Here is a 13,788-nt window from a genome sequence, read left to right on the forward strand (position 1 = left end):
CGTCAAGGTCGGCCGCAGGCAGCCGTCAGCGGCCAAGACTCGGCGTCATGAGTCTTGACACCGGCCTCCTGATCACACTGGTGGCCCTTCTGATCGGCTATCTGGTCGCCTCTCTCATCCACCCGGAGCGGTTCTGATGAGCGACGGTCTCGCAGGCGCGCTGAGCCTGCTCGCCCTCGTCGCCCTGCTGGCCTTGGCCTACCGCCCTCTTGGCGACTACATCGCCCGGACGCTCGAGAGCCCGCGCCACAGCCGCGTCGAGCGCCCGCTGTACCGGCTCGCCGGGGTGAACCCGGACGCGACGCAGAGCACCCGCTCGTACGCGCTGGCCGTCGTCGGCTTCTCCGTCGTGAGCCTCCTCCTCCTGTACGTCCTGCTGGTCGCACAGTCGGCCCTGCCCTACTCCCGCGGGATGGGGGGCATGCCCTGGGACATGGCGCTCAACACCGCCGTCTCGTTCGTCACCAACACCAACTGGCAGTCGTACGCCGGTGAGTCGACGCTCGGCTGGACCGCGCAGGCCGCCGGGCTCGCCGTGCAGAACTTCGTGTCGGCCGCGGTCGGCATCGCGGTCGCCGTCGCTCTGATCCGCGGCTTCACGCGAGACCGCTCGGACCAGCTCGGCAACTTCTGGGTCGACCTCGTCCGGGTGAGCCTGCGGGTCCTCCTCCCCATCGCCTTCGTCGGGGCCGTGCTGCTCGTGGTCGTGGGCACCGTGCAGAGCTTCGGCGCGGACCAGGTCGTGGACACGGTCACCGGCGGGCAGCAGACGATCACGACCGGGCCGGTCGCGAGCCAGGAGGCGATCAAGGAGCTCGGCACCAACGGCGGCGGGTTCTTCAACGCGAACTCGGCCCACCCCTTCGAGAACCCGAACGGCTTCTCGAACCTGCTCGAGATCTTCCTCATCCTCCTGATCCCGGTCGCCCTGACCCGCACGCTGGGCACGATGCTCGGCAACCGTCGGCAGGGATACGCGGTCCTGGCGGCGATGGGCGCCCTCTTCGTCACCTCGCTCGCAGTGACCACCTGGGCCGAGGTCGGTGCGCACGGACAGTCCGCACAGGCTGCCGGCGCCGCGATGGAGGGCAAGGAGACACGCTTCGGTGAGTGGGCATCCGCCCTCTTCGCCACCGCGACGACCGGCACCTCGACCGGGGCCGTCAACGCCGCGCACGACTCGTTGACCCCGACGGGCGGAGGAGCGGTCCTCGTCAACATGATGCTGGGCGAGGTCGCGCCCGGCGGTGTCGGCGCCGGGATCTACGGCATCCTCGTGATGGCGATCCTCGCGGTCTTCGTCGCAGGTCTCATGGTCGGCCGTACGCCCGAGCTGCTCGGGAAGAAGATCCGCTCGACCGAGATGCGCTACGTGGCGCTCTACACGCTGACCACGCCTGCCCTCGTCCTCGTCGGCGTCGGGATCGCGATCGGCCTCCCCAGCACCGCAGCAGCGATGGGCAACCCGGGAGGCCACGGCTTCTCCGAGGTCGTCTACGCGTTCACGTCGGCGGCGAACAACAACGGCAGCGCGTTCGGCGGCATCACGGTGACGTCCACGTTCTTCCAGCTGATGCTCGCCGCGGCGATGCTGCTCGGCCGGTTCGTGCCGATCCTGTTCGTCCTCGCCCTGGCCGGCTCGCTGGCGCGCCAGGGGAAGGTCCCCGAGACGACCGGCACCCTTCCCACTCACACTCCCCTGTTCGCGGGCCTGCTGGTCGGGGTCGTCCTCGTGATGACCGGGCTGACCTACTTCCCCGCGCTCGCCCTCGGTCCGATCGCGGAGGCCCTCGCATGACCCTCTCCCAGCTCGTGAGCCAGGCGCCGACGGCCCTGGCCAAGCTCGACCCGCGCCACATGTGGCACAACCCGGTGATGTTCGTGGTGCTCGTCGGGTCCGTCCTCACCACCGTCCTCGCCCTCGCCGACCCCGGCTTCTTCACGATCGCGATCGCGGTCTGGCTGTGGTTGACGGTGATCTTCGGCAACCTCGCCGAGGCCGTCGCCGAAGGACGCGGCAAGGCGCAGGCCGCCTCGCTGCGCGCCGCCCGCAAGGACACGGTCGCCCGACGCCTCGACCGCGACGGCACCGAGACGGAGGTCCCCGGCACGGACCTCGCGATCGGTGACCGGGTGGTCGTCGCGGCCGGGGAGGTCATCCCGGGCGACGGCGACGTGGTCGAGGGCATCGCGTCGGTCGACGAGTCGGCGATCACCGGCGAGTCCGCTCCTGTGATCCGCGAGGCAGGCGGTGACCGGTCGGCGGTGACAGGCGGCACGACCGTGCTGTCGGACCGGATCGTCGTGAGGATCACCGCGGCCCCGGGCAGCACGTTCCTCGACACGATGATCGCGCTCGTCGAGGGCACCTCGCGGCGCAAGACACCCAACGAGAACGCCCTGACGATCCTGCTGTCCAGCCTCACGATCGTCTTCCTGCTGGCGGTCGCGACGCTGGCACCGATGGCAGACTACGCGGGTGCACCGCAGCGCACGCTCGTCCTGGTGGCGCTGCTGGTCTGCCTGATCCCGACCACCATCGGCGCTCTCCTCTCGGCCATCGGCATCGCCGGCATGGACCGGCTCGTGCGGGTCAACGTCCTCGCGATGTCGGGTCGCGCCGTCGAGGCCGCAGGTGACGTCGGCACGCTGCTGCTCGACAAGACCGGGACCATCACGTACGGCAACCGCCGCGCGACGTCCTTCGTCCCGCAGGCGGGTCTGGACCCCGAGGTCCTGCGGGACACCGCACGACTCTCGAGCCTTGCCGACCCCACTCCTGAGGGCCGGTCGATCGTCGAGCTCGCCCTCACGCAGGGCGCTCCCGACGTGCCGCTCCCGGTCGGGGCCCAGATCGTCGAGTTCTCCGCATCGACGCGCATGTCCGGGGTCGACCTCGCCGACGGGACGGTGGTCCGCAAGGGCGCCTGGTCGGCCGTCCTCGCCTGGCTCGACCAGACCGCTCTGCCCCCGAGCGTCGAGTCTGCCGTGGAGCGCATCAGCGCGGACGGCGGCACCCCGCTGGTCGTCGCCGTCCGCCCCGCGCACGGCGGCGCAGGACAGGTCCTCGGCGTGATCCACCTCAAGGACGTCGTGAAGCCCGGCATGGCCGAACGCTTCGCCGAGCTGCGCCGGATGGGCATCCGTACGGTCATGGTGACCGGCGACAACGCGGTCACGGCGAAGGCGATCGCGGCGGAGGCCGGTGTGGACGACGTCCTCGCCGAGGCGACGCCCGAGGAGAAGATGGCCTACATCCGTCAGGAGCAGGCCGGCGGCCGCCTGGTCGCGATGACCGGTGACGGCACGAACGACGCTCCCGCGCTGGCCGCGGCCGACGTCGGCGTCGCGATGAGCTCGGGAACGTCGGCCGCCAAGGAGGCCGGCAACATGGTCGACCTGGACTCCGACCCGACGAAGCTCATCGACATCGTCGAGATCGGCAAGCAGCTGCTCATCACCCGAGGCGCTCTGACGACCTTCTCCGTGGCGAACGACGTCGCCAAGTACTTCGCGATCATCCCCGCGATGTTCGTCGCGGCCTACCCCGGCCTGGAGTCGTTGAACGTCATGCGGCTGCACAGCCCCGAGTCGGCGATCCTCTCGGCAGTCGTCTTCAACGCGCTCATCATCGTCGCGCTGATCCCGCTGTCGCTCAAGGGCGTGAAGTACCGGGTGACCTCCGCGGCCGGACTGCTGCGACGCAACCTCCTGGTCTACGGCCTCGGTGGCCTGGTGGCGCCGTTCGTCGGGATCAAGATCATCGACCTCCTCCTCTCGACCCTCTTCGGCTCCGCACTGTGAGCCCGTACGGAAAGGGCACGCGCATGACCACGACCACCACCCCCGCGGACCGGGAGTCCGATGCGGCACCTGTCCACGCCCCGCTCGGCGCCGGGCTCCTGCGTCAGACCGCGACGGGGCTCCGCATCCTGCTCGTCCTCACGGTGATCCTCGGGATCGGCTACCCCGCAGCCGTCTGGGCCGTCGGCCAGGTCGTCGCGCACGACCACGCGAACGGGCAGGTCGTCGAGGTCGACGGCCGACCCGTCGGATCCGCGATCATCGGGCAGACCTTCGAGGACCCGGCGCTGTTCCACCCGCGGCCGTCGGCCACCGAGTACGACGCGCTGGCGAGCGCCGCGAGCAACCTCGGCCCATCGAACCCGGACCTTCTCGCCTCGATCGAGGAGCGGAGGACCGCCGTCGCCGAGGAGGAGGGGGTCGCCCCGTCCGACGTCCCGGCCGACGCCCTCACCGCCTCCGGCTCCGGCCTCGACCCACACATCTCGCCGGTGTACGCCGACCTCCAGGTGGCACGCGTCGCCGAGGCCAACGGCCTGGACCCGTCGACAGTGCGCGACCTCGTCACCGAGCACACCGCCGGGCGCACGCTCGGCTTCCTCGGCGAGGAGGGAGTGAACGTCCTGCTGCTCAACCTTGCGATCCTCGACGCCGCGAAGGCCTGACAGGATGGCGGACATGGACCATCCGCCCTCGCACCGCGGGCGGCTCCGGGTCTATCTCGGGGCCGCTCCCGGCGTCGGCAAGACCTACCGGATGCTCGACGAGGCACGCCGCCGCCGCGACCGCGGGACCGACGTCGTCGTCGGGTTCGTCGAGACCCACGGCCGGGTCCACACCGCCGAACAGCTCGACGGTCTGGAGCTCGTCCCCCGACGTCGGGTCACGTACCGGGAGTCGACGTACGAGGAGATGGACCTCGACGCCGTCCTGGCCCGGCGGCCCGAGGTCGTCCTGGTCGACGAGCTCGCTCACACCAACGTCCCTGGCGTTACGCACGCCAAGCGCTGGGAGGACGTGGACGCGCTCCTGGCCGCCGGGATCGACGTCGTCACCACCCTCAATGTCCAGCACCTGGACTCGCTGAACGACGTCGTGGAGGCGATCACCGGGGTCCGGCAGCGGGAGACCGTGCCCGACCAGGTGGTGCGCAGCGCAGACACCGTCGAGCTGGTCGACATGAGTCCCGAGGGGTTGCGGCGCCGGCTGGCCCACGGCAACGTCTACTCCGCCGACCGGGTGGACGCGGCGCTGTCCCGCTACTTCCGGGAGGGCAACCTCGCGGCGCTCCGCGAGCTCGCGCTGCTCTGGGTGGCCGACCAGGTCGACGAAGGGCTCGAGCGCTACCGGCACGAGCACCAGATCGATGCGACCTGGCCGGCGCGGGAGCGGATCGTGGTCGCGGTGACCGGTGGCGCGGAGTCCGCGACCCTCTTCCGCCGGGCGGCGCTCATCGCCGGTCGGACCGCGGGCGGCGAGTGGCTGGCGGTCTACGTCGCCCGTCGCGACGGCTTGTCGGGCACCTCGCCCGACCAGCTGGCACGCCAGCACGCGATGGTCACCGACCTGGGAGGCAGCTTTCACACCGTGGTCAGCGACGACGTCGCCGACGGGATCCTCTCGTTCGCGCGGGCGGAGAACGCGTCGCAGATCCTCATCGGCGCCAGCAGGCGCGGCCGGTGGTCCGCAGCCCTGCGACCTGGGGTCGGCGAGCGGGTGATCGCCGGTTCGGGAGACGTGGACGTCCACATCGTCAACCACCAGGAGGCGCGGAGAGGCTCCCGAGACCGGCGGCGGCCCGACCTCGGGACCCGGCGCACCGTCCTGGGCTACGTCCTCGGTGTAGGTCTCCCGGTGCTCGCTGCGCTCCTCCTGAACCTCACCGCCGACCTGCACGACCTCACTCTCGAGTCGATGGTCATGCTGAGCGTGGTGGTGCTGGTCGCGCTGGTGGGCGGTCTGGTGCCGGCCCTCGTGGCGGCCCTGCTGTCCGCGGTCCTCCTGAACTGGTTCTTCGTGGCCCCGGTGCACACGCTGACGATCGCGCGCGGCCAGTACGTCGTGGTGATCGGCGTCTTCGTCGTGGTGGGCGTCGCCGTCGCGTCGGTCGTCGACGTCGCGGCAGGACGGGCCGCGCAGGCGCGGCGGGCGTCGACCGAGGCCGACGCGCTGGCGGTCCTCTCCCACAGCCTCCTCCATGCGGGCGAGAGCCTGCCGACGCTGCTCGCACAGGCGTGCAAGGTCTTCGGCATGCGTGGCGCGGCGATCCTGGAGCGGGCGTCGCCCGGGTGGGAGACGGTCGCCGCGTACGGCGACGCACCGGACACCGTCTCGGCTGCCGACGTCGAGGTGCCCATCGACGACCACACCTCCCTGGTGCTCCGGGGACGGACGCTCGCGGCCTCGGACCGGCGGCTCCTCACCGCCTACGCCGCGCACGCCCGAGTCGTCAGGGACCGTACGCGAGCGGCGGACCAGCGCGTGCACGCGCACGAGCTGGCCGAGGCCGACCGGACGCGTACGGCCCTCCTCGCCGCGGTCTCGCACGACCTGAGGAGTCCGCTGGCCGCCATCAAGGCTGCCGCCTCGAGCCTGCGCAACGACGAGATCACCTGGTCGGCGGAGGACGAGGCCGAGCTGGTGATGACGATCGAGGAGTCTGCCGACCGCCTCGACGCGCTGGTCGCCAACCTCCTCGACATGAGCCGCCTCCGCGCAGGCGCGATCACCGCGCTCCCCACCGACGTCGACGTCGTCGAGGTCGTCCGCAGGGCGGTCGCGGGGCTGCCTGACGCCGAACGCATCGAGGTCCGGGCGGCGGAGGGCCTCCCGGGGGCGTGCGCTGATGCGGGTCTCCTCGAACGCGTCCTCGCCAACCTGGGCGAGAACGCTCTCAAGCACACCTCGGGTCCGGTGCAGGTCCAGGCGTCGGCGTACACGGAGTCCGACGGCGCTCGCCGGGTGTCCGTGCGCGTGGTCGACCACGGCCCGGGGGTGCCGTCCCAAGGGCGCGACCGTATGTTCGCCCCCTTCCAGCGCCTGGGTGACGTGCCGCAGGGTGACGGTGTCGGTCTCGGTCTGGCCGTGGCGCGTGGGCTCACCGAGGCGATGTCGGGCACGCTGGAGGTCGAGGAGACGCCGGGCGGTGGCCTGACCTTCGTCGTCACGCTGCCGCAGGCACCGGTCTCCGGGGGCCCACCGGACGAGGAGCCAGGATGACCGTCGTGCTGGCGGTCGACGACGACCGCGCGATCCTGCGGACGCTCCGCATCAACCTCCGCGCACGCGACTACGAGGTCGAGACCGCCGGCGACGGACGGTCGGCGCTGCAGGCCGTGACCGAGCGGGTCCCTGACGTGATCCTGCTCGACCTCGGCCTGCCCGACGTGAGCGGCACCGAGGTGATCCGCCGGATCCGTGCCACGAGCAGCGTGCCGATCGTCGTGCTCTCCGCGCGCCACGAGGCCGACGACAAGGTCGAGGCGCTCGACGCGGGTGCGGACGACTACGTGACGAAGCCGTTCGGGATGGAGGAGCTGCTCGCTCGCCTGCGGGCGGCCGTACGCAGGGGCGGGACCTCCCCGTCGCCGTCGCCCGCGGTCTCCGTCGGCGGACTCGTCATCGACCCCGAGGACGGCACCGCCGTGAAGTCCGGCGTGGAGGTGCACCTGACCCCGACGGAGTGGAGGATCGTCACCGCCCTGCTGCGGCGTCCCGGGCGGCTCGTCCGCCAGAGCGAGCTTCTGCGTGAGGTGTGGGGACCGGCGTACGAGCGCGAGACCCACTATCTGCGGGTCTATCTCGCGCAGATCCGCCGCAAGCTCGAGGACGACCCCGCCAACCCCAGGCACTTCGTCACCGAGCCAGGGCTGGGCTACCGCTTCGTCGGGTGAGCGCTCCCGGGCTCAGCGCACGCTCGGGCGGTCGATGATCCAGCGCCACGTCCCGTCGGGCTGACGCCGCGCGACCTCGCACGTCGCGCCGCCGGCACCGGCGTCCATCGGCAGCACCGTCGTGGAGAGGGCCACGTCGCCTCGAACCAGCGGCCGACGCGGGATGCCCGCCCGGATCGGCCGGTGACCGGCGAGGGCGCGCGCGTAGAAGGCACGGATGTCGTCGTGCCCGACCGCGAGGCGGCCGTCGGGCATCTCGAGCACGGCCGTCGGCTCGTACAGCGCGACGACGCCCTCGACGTCGCGGGCGGTGAGGCGCTCGACGAGCTGCACGCTCAGCTCGTCGGGAGTGCGTGGGGCGGCGAGGAGATCGGACGACGTGGACATGTGTTCGAGAGTAGGTGCGGGCACTGACACGTCTCGGCGCTCGGGTCTAGCGTGCTGGAGCATGACGGAGATCGTGCTGTTCCACCACGCCCAGGGGCAGACCGAGGGGTTCGTCGGGTTCGCCGACGAGCTCCGTGCGGCCGGCCACACCGTGCACACGCCCGACTACTTCGACGGCCGGACGTTCACCAGCGTCGAGGAGGCTGTCGGCTACCGCGACGAGGTCGGCCGGGAGGAGCTGATGCGCCGCGCAGGAGCGGCGGTCGACGGGCTTCCGGCCGAGGTCCTGTGGATGGGGATGTCGCTCGGGGCGGTCTTCGCCCAGCTCGAGGCCCAGACCCGACCCGGGGCCCTCGGTGCTGTCTTCCTCTACGGCGTGCTGCCTCCCGAGGCACTCGATTCGACCTGGCCCGCCGGACTCCCCGCCCAGGTCCACGGCATGGTCGACGACCCGTGGATCGACTGGGATGCCGAGGTCGCGCCGTTCGCCGAGGCCTCCGGGGCGGAGGTGTTCCGCTATCCCGGGACCCGTCACCTGTTCGGCGAGGTCGGCAACGTCGACTACGACTCTGACGCGGCCGGCCTGCTGCGCGAGCGCGTGCTCGCCTTCGCCTCCCGCGTCGGCTGACGAGGAGGTCCCGCGATGTCATCGATGAGCGACGCCCCACGACTCCCGATCAGCTCGGCGACCCGGTGGCGCGCCTGGCTCGCCGACCACCACGCCGACCCAGACCCCGGGGTCTGGGTGGTGTGGGCTCGACACGAGGCCGACCGCCCCGACCTCTCGTACGAGGCGTTGATCGAGGAGGCCCTGGCCTTCGGCTGGATCGACGGTCAGGCCAAGGGCCTCGACGACGAGCACTCGATGCTGTGGATGACCCGCCGTCGCCCCGGCTCGGTGTGGAGCCGCCTGTCGAAGGAGCGTGTCGCCCGCGTCGAGGCCTCCGGACGCATGACTCCTGCCGGCCGGGAGGCGATCGACCGGGCGAAGGCCGACGGGTCGTGGACCGTGCTCGACTCCGTCGAGGCGATGGAGGTCCCCGACGACCTCGCGGCCGCCCTGGACGCCGACCCCGAGGCACGGCGTCAGTTCGACGCGTTCACCGCCGGGCGCCGCAAGCAGATCCTGCGCTGGCTCGTCGACGCGAAGCGGCCCAGCACCCGTGAGACGCGGATCGCCGAGGTGGTCCGGCTCGCCGCCCAGGGGATCGCCGCCAACAACCGGTAGCCAGGACGTCGCAGCGGTCACCCGAGGGGCTGGAGCACCTCGAGCCGGTTGCCGAACGGGTCTGCGGTGTAGAAGCGCCGGTGCCCTGGAAACGCGTCGTCCCAGGTCACCTCCACGCCGGCCGCCGCGAGCCGCGCAGCCACGTCGTCGATCCGCGCGACGAGGATCCCGGGGTGCGCCTTGCGCGCGGGTCGGAAGTCCTCCTCGACCCCCAGATGCACCTCCACGCCGCCCGACCGGAACCAGCAGCCGCCCCGAGCCCCGAGCTCGGCGGGCTTCTCCAGCTCGTGCATGCCGAGCACACCGCCCCAGAACGCACGGCACGCGTCCTCGCCGCCGGCCGGGATCGCCAGCTGGACGTGGTGCAGGTGGACGAAGGCGAGGTGCTCCGGGTCGGAGTGCGGGACCGTCATGGCGGCCACGCTATCCGGGCGCGCCCTCCCGGAACACCCGCGCCGACGCGATGGTTGTCCTCATACGTGAGCCGTTCTCCCGACACCGTGACCCTGGTCGACGTGGTCGTGATCGGCGCAGGGCAGGCCGGGCTCTCGGCGGCGTACCACCTCCAGCGGCTCGGGGCCTCGTTCGTCGTCCTCGATGCGAACCCCGCTCCCGGGGGCGCGTGGCAGCACCGGTGGCGCACGCTGACGATGGGTGACGTCCACGGGATCGCGACCCTTCCGGGACTCGATGTGCCCGAGGCCGTGGACGACGCGGCCGCCCGGGACTTCGTTCCCGCGTACTACGCCGCCTACGAGGAGCGCTTCGGCCTCCCCGTCGTCCGACCGGTGCGGGTGAGCGCAGTCGAGGACGCCGAACCCGGGAACCGCGGCGGGGACCTCCTCATCCGCACGGATGCCGGCGTGTGGCGCGCGCCGGCTGTCATCAACGCCACGGGGACGTGGGAGCGACCGTTCTGGCCGAGCTATCCCGGAGCGTCGTCGTTCCGCGGCCGCCAGCTCCACACCCACGGCTACGAGGGACCCGAGGACCTCGCCGGTCTGGACGTGGTCGTCGTGGGCGGCGGCGCCTCCGCCGTGCAGGTCCTCGGCGAGATTGCCCCGCTCGCCGCGTCGACGACCTGGGTCACGCGTCGCGAGCCCGTGTGGCGCGTCGGCGACTTCGACCCGGACGCCGGCCGCGAGGCGGTGGCGCTGGTCGAGGAGCGCGTACGGCAGGGCCTCCCGCCGCAGAGCGTCGTGAGTGTGACCGGTCTGCTGCTGCGCCCTCAAGAGGCACGCGCCGCGGCGATGGGGGCGTACGAGCGGCACCCGATGTTCACGCGGATCGAGCCCGAGGGGGTGCGGATGGCCGACGGGACCTTCCGGCACGCGGACGCCATCGTGTGGGCCACGGGCTTCCGGGCCGTGCTGCGCCACCTGGCGCCGTTGCACCTGCGCGAGGACACCGGCGGAGTGCGTCTCGTCGCCCGTGAGGATGCGCACACCCCGACGACCGCGGCACGCGACCACCGGGTGCAGCTGGTCGGCTACGGGCCCTCGGCGTCGACGATCGGGGCCAACCGGGCGGGGCGGGTGGCCGCCCGGTCGGCGGTGCGGGTCCTCGACGACCGAGCCGCCGCCTGAGCCGATGCAACGGCTTGCACTGCAACGAGTTGCATATACACTCGGGCGCATGGCCCTGGAGCACGCGATCCTCGTCTCGCTCGCCGAACGATCGGCGTGCGGCTACGACCTGACGCGCCGGTTCGACAAGTCGATCGGCTACTTCTGGAAGGCCAGCCACCAGCAGATCTACAAGGTGCTGGGGCGGATGGAGGGTGACGGGCTGGTGGAGTCGCACCCGGTTCCGCAGGACGGCCGACCGGACAAGAAGGTGTACGCCATCACCGGCGCGGGGCACGCCTCGCTGCTCGAGTGGTCACGCACACCGAGCCCGTCAGAAGCCTCCCGGAGCGACTTCGCGGTCAAGCTCCGCGGGCTGCCGTACTGCGACCGCGACGCCGTTCTCGCCGACGTACGCCGCCGGGCGGAGACCCACCGCGAGCGGCTCGCGTACTACCGCGCCGACGAGGCTCGCAACTTCTCCGACGCCGATGCGCTCGACGACGGCCAGCGCGCGCAGTACGCCGTGCTCCGTGGAGGTCTGCTGCTCGAGCAGGCCGGGCTCGACTGGTGCGAGGAGGTCGAACGGCTGCTCAAACAGCCGAGCGCGCCTTCCGCCTCGACCGGAGCGCCGTGAACGCCACCCACAGGATGCCGACCGCGATCGAGACGGCCACGACGATCAGCACCGCGTGGACCCACAGGAAGCCGGTCGGCGTGCTGTCCCCGACGGCGCCCTCCCACGCTCGCTCGTCGTCCCACACCGCCATCCCGAACCGCGGCCAGATGACGATGTTGAACACCCCGGCCAGCACCAGGAACCACGCAGCACGACGAGAGATCACCCGTCTAGTGAACACCAGAGGATCCCATGGCTGAGCAGCCCGCCCCCACCCCGTACCCGCACCTCCTCTCCCCGATCACGGTCGGCGGGGTCACGCTGCGCAACCGCGTGATGATGGGCTCGATGCACACCAAGCTCGAGGACCGGGCGAGCGACATCTCCAAGCTCGCGGCGTACTTCGCCGAGCGGGCCGAGGGTGGCACCGCGCTCCTCGTCACCGGCGGGTACGCCCCGAGCTGGCGTGGCTGGCTCAGCCCGATGGGCTCGACCATGGCATCCCGTCGCCTGGCCGACCGCCACCGGGAGGTCACGGAGGCGGTCCACGCCCACGACAGCCGCATCCTCATGCAGGTGCTGCACGCCGGCCGGTACGGGTACTCCCCTTTCTCCAAGGGCGTCTCGGCGAAGAAGTCGCCGATCACCCCGTTCAAGCCGAGCGCGATGAGCACCCGCGAGGTCGAGCGGACGATCCACGACTTCGTGCGCGCCGCGCTGCTCGCCCAGCGCGCCGGCTACGACGGCGTCGAGGTCATGGGGTCCGAGGGATACCTCATCAACCAGTTCCTCGCGGCCCGCACCAACGACCGCACCGACGCCTGGGGTGGCACCGCCGCGAAGCGGATGCGCTTCCCCGTCGAGGTCGTCCGCCGCATCCGTGAGGCCACCGCGGAGCAGTTCATCGTCCAGTACCGGATCTCGCTGCTCGACCTCGTCGACGACGCGCAGACCTGGGAGGAGACCGTCGAGCTGGCCCGCAAGCTCGAGGAGGCGGGCGCGTCGATCCTCAACACCGGGATCGGCTGGCACGAGGCCCGCGTCCCCACGATCGTCACCTCGGTGCCACGCGCCGCGTTCGCCTGGGTGACCGGCAAGCTGCGTCCCGAGGTCGGGATCCCGGTGATCGCCTCGAACCGCATCAACACCCCGGAGATCGCCGAGAAGATCCTCGCCGACGGCCAGGCCGACATGGTGTCGATGGCGCGCCCGCTGCTCGCCGACGCCGCGTTCGTCAACAAGGCGGCCGCCGGCCGCGCCGACGAGATCAACACCTGCATCGCCTGCAACCAGGGCTGCCTCGACCACACCTTCAGGAACCAGCGCGCGACCTGCCTGGTCAACCCCCGCGCCGGCTACGAGACCGAGCTGCGCCTCCTCCCCGTCCCCGAGCCGCGCCGCAAGCGGGTCGCCGTCGTCGGCGCCGGCCCCGCGGGACTCGCCGCAGCCACGGAGATCGCCGACCGCGGGCACCAGGTGACCCTGTACGAGGCCGACGACCAGGTGGGCGGCCAGTTCCGGCTGGCACAGCGGATCCCCGGCAAGGAGGAGTTCGCCGAGACGCTGCGCTACTACGCACGGCGCCTCGAGACCACCGGCGTCGACGTGCGGCTCTCGACCCGGGCGACCGTCGCCGACCTTCAGGCGTACGACGAGGTCGTCGTCGCGACCGGCGTCGTCCCTCGGGTGCCGGAGATCAAGGGCCTGGACCACGCGAGCGTGGCGTCGTACCCCGACGTGATCGAGGGCCGCGTCGAGGCTGGAGAGAGGGTCGCCGTCATCGGCGCGGGCGGGATCGGCTTCGACGTCGCCGAGTTCCTCCTCCACGAGCCGGACGAGGACCTCGACGAGTGGATGGCACGCTGGGGCGTGACCGACCCCGAGCTCGAGCGCGGGGGCCTCGCGACCAAGGTCAAGGCGCCGCCGAAGCGAGAGGTGTGGCTCCTCCAGCGCAAGGACGCACCGCTGGGCAAGGGCCTCGCCAAGACCTCGGGCTGGGTCCACCGCGCCACGCTCAAGGACGCCGGCGTCCACATGCTCGGCGGCGTCACGTACGAGTTCGTCGACGACGCGGGGCTCCACATCCTCGATGAGGACGGCGCCGAGCAGGTCCTGGCGGTCGACACCGTCGTGGTGTGCGCAGGACAGGAGTCGGTCGCCGACCTCGCCGAGCCGCTGCGCGAGGCCGGCGTGAGCGTGCACGTGATCGGTGGCGCGGACGTGGCCGCCGAGCTGGACGCCAAGCGCGCCATCCGCCAGGCGACGGAGCTGGCCGCCCGCCTCTGAGCCGCG

At 71.8% G+C, this 13,788-nt stretch carries 14 protein-coding genes; 11 read left to right on the plus strand and 3 right to left on the minus strand.

The features are described 5' to 3' along the window. Positions 1 to 47 precede the first annotated feature (47 nt). From kdpF to KV100_RS08875, 6 genes are read left to right on the plus strand one after another with little or no spacing between them, the layout of a single operon-like run. Positions 48 to 137 (plus strand): K(+)-transporting ATPase subunit F, encoded by a 90-nt coding sequence (gene kdpF, locus KV100_RS08850; protein ID WP_167000460.1) that lies wholly within the window; start codon positions 48 to 50, stop codon positions 135 to 137. After that, positions 137 to 1,798, plus strand: a complete 1,662-nt coding sequence (gene kdpA, locus KV100_RS08855; protein ID WP_220342605.1) for a potassium-transporting ATPase subunit KdpA — start codon at positions 137 to 139, stop codon at positions 1,796 to 1,798. The genes kdpF and kdpA overlap by 1 nt, the downstream gene beginning before the upstream one ends. Further along, entirely contained in the window at positions 1,795 to 3,804 is a 2,010-nt protein-coding gene (gene kdpB / locus KV100_RS08860; RefSeq protein WP_220342606.1) for a potassium-transporting ATPase subunit KdpB, read from the plus strand. The genes kdpA and kdpB overlap by 4 nt, the downstream gene beginning before the upstream one ends. Positions 3,805 to 3,827: 23 nt before the next feature. Then, positions 3,828 to 4,469, plus strand: a complete 642-nt coding sequence (gene kdpC / locus KV100_RS08865) for a potassium-transporting ATPase subunit KdpC (protein ID WP_220342607.1) — start codon at positions 3,828 to 3,830, stop codon at positions 4,467 to 4,469. Between the two features lie 13 nt (positions 4,470 to 4,482). Further along, positions 4,483 to 7,023, plus strand: coding sequence for an ATP-binding protein (locus KV100_RS08870; RefSeq protein WP_255566102.1), 2,541 nt, complete (start codon positions 4,483 to 4,485; stop codon positions 7,021 to 7,023). After that, positions 7,020 to 7,697, plus strand: coding sequence for a response regulator (locus KV100_RS08875; RefSeq protein WP_220342609.1), 678 nt, complete (start codon positions 7,020 to 7,022; stop codon positions 7,695 to 7,697). Before KV100_RS08870 ends, KV100_RS08875 begins: the two co-directional genes overlap by 4 nt. 12 nt (positions 7,698 to 7,709) lie before the next feature. Here the strand turns inward: KV100_RS08875 and KV100_RS08880 are convergent, their stop codons facing one another. Then, positions 7,710 to 8,084: a nuclear transport factor 2 family protein gene (locus KV100_RS08880; RefSeq protein WP_220342610.1), complete on the minus strand. Its 375-nt coding sequence runs from the start codon at positions 8,082 to 8,084 to the stop codon at positions 7,710 to 7,712. 61 nt (positions 8,085 to 8,145) lie between these two features. Here KV100_RS08880 and KV100_RS08885 point away from each other — a divergent pair, with 61 nt between their 5' ends. Together KV100_RS08885 and KV100_RS08890 are read left to right on the plus strand one after the other, a co-directional pair. After that, positions 8,146 to 8,712, plus strand: coding sequence for a dienelactone hydrolase family protein (locus tag KV100_RS08885; protein WP_220342611.1), 567 nt, complete (start codon positions 8,146 to 8,148; stop codon positions 8,710 to 8,712). A 15-nt stretch (positions 8,713 to 8,727) separates the two neighbouring features. Beyond that, positions 8,728 to 9,312 (plus strand): YdeI family protein, encoded by a 585-nt coding sequence (locus KV100_RS08890; RefSeq protein ID WP_220342612.1) that lies wholly within the window; start codon positions 8,728 to 8,730, stop codon positions 9,310 to 9,312. A gap of 17 nt (positions 9,313 to 9,329) precedes the next feature. Here KV100_RS08890 and KV100_RS08895 read toward each other — a convergent pair whose 3' ends face one another. Continuing rightward, a complete protein-coding gene (locus KV100_RS08895; RefSeq protein ID WP_220342613.1) occupies positions 9,330 to 9,725 on the minus strand; it encodes a VOC family protein in 396 nt (131 codons plus the stop codon). A 66-nt stretch (positions 9,726 to 9,791) separates the two neighbouring features. On the opposite strand from KV100_RS08895, the gene KV100_RS08900 reads away from it, so the two are divergent. Together KV100_RS08900 and KV100_RS08905 are read left to right on the plus strand one after the other, a co-directional pair. Further along, complete coding sequence (locus KV100_RS08900; protein WP_308291396.1) at positions 9,792 to 10,898, plus strand: FAD-dependent oxidoreductase; 1,107 nt, start codon at positions 9,792 to 9,794, stop codon at positions 10,896 to 10,898. 49 nt (positions 10,899 to 10,947) lie between these two features. Next, entirely contained in the window at positions 10,948 to 11,514 is a 567-nt protein-coding gene (locus KV100_RS08905; protein ID WP_220342614.1) for a PadR family transcriptional regulator, read from the plus strand. On the opposite strand, the gene KV100_RS08910 is transcribed toward KV100_RS08905, so the two are convergent. Then, a complete protein-coding gene (locus KV100_RS08910) occupies positions 11,471 to 11,722 on the minus strand; it encodes an SCO4848 family membrane protein (RefSeq protein ID WP_220342615.1) in 252 nt (83 codons plus the stop codon). The genes KV100_RS08905 and KV100_RS08910 overlap by 44 nt on opposite strands. A 26-nt stretch (positions 11,723 to 11,748) precedes the next feature. Between KV100_RS08910 and KV100_RS08915 the strand changes: the two genes are divergently transcribed. Beyond that, entirely contained in the window at positions 11,749 to 13,782 is a 2,034-nt protein-coding gene (locus KV100_RS08915) for an NADPH-dependent 2,4-dienoyl-CoA reductase (RefSeq protein ID WP_220342616.1), read from the plus strand. The last annotated feature ends 6 nt before the right edge of the window (positions 13,783 to 13,788 follow it).

The sequence above is a fragment of the Mumia sp. zg.B21 genome (assembly GCF_019550855.1).
Classification (GTDB): domain Bacteria; phylum Actinomycetota; class Actinomycetes; order Propionibacteriales; family Nocardioidaceae; genus Mumia.

Bases quoted from the DNA above. Each gene is read 5' to 3' on its own strand.
- KV100_RS08905 (WP_220342614.1), top strand. From the start codon at position 10,948: ATGGCCCTGGAGCACGCGATCCTCGTCTCGCTCGCCGAACGATCGGCG.
- KV100_RS08890 (WP_220342612.1), top strand. From the start codon at position 8,728: ATGTCATCGATGAGCGACGCCCCACGACTCCCGATCAGCTCGGCGACC.
- KV100_RS08880 (WP_220342610.1), bottom strand. From the start codon at position 8,084: ATGTCCACGTCGTCCGATCTCCTCGCCGCCCCACGCACTCCCGACGAG.
- kdpF (WP_167000460.1), top strand. From the start codon at position 48: ATGAGTCTTGACACCGGCCTCCTGATCACACTGGTGGCCCTTCTGATC.
- KV100_RS08870 (WP_255566102.1), top strand. From the start codon at position 4,483: ATGGACCATCCGCCCTCGCACCGCGGGCGGCTCCGGGTCTATCTCGGG.
- KV100_RS08895 (WP_220342613.1), bottom strand. From the start codon at position 9,725: ATGACGGTCCCGCACTCCGACCCGGAGCACCTCGCCTTCGTCCACCTG.
- kdpC (WP_220342607.1), top strand. From the start codon at position 3,828: ATGACCACGACCACCACCCCCGCGGACCGGGAGTCCGATGCGGCACCT.
- KV100_RS08885 (WP_220342611.1), top strand. From the start codon at position 8,146: ATGACGGAGATCGTGCTGTTCCACCACGCCCAGGGGCAGACCGAGGGG.
- KV100_RS08875 (WP_220342609.1), top strand. From the start codon at position 7,020: ATGACCGTCGTGCTGGCGGTCGACGACGACCGCGCGATCCTGCGGACG.
- KV100_RS08915 (WP_220342616.1), top strand. From the start codon at position 11,749: ATGGCTGAGCAGCCCGCCCCCACCCCGTACCCGCACCTCCTCTCCCCG.
- kdpA (WP_220342605.1), top strand. From the start codon at position 137: ATGAGCGACGGTCTCGCAGGCGCGCTGAGCCTGCTCGCCCTCGTCGCC.
- kdpB (WP_220342606.1), top strand. From the start codon at position 1,795: ATGACCCTCTCCCAGCTCGTGAGCCAGGCGCCGACGGCCCTGGCCAAG.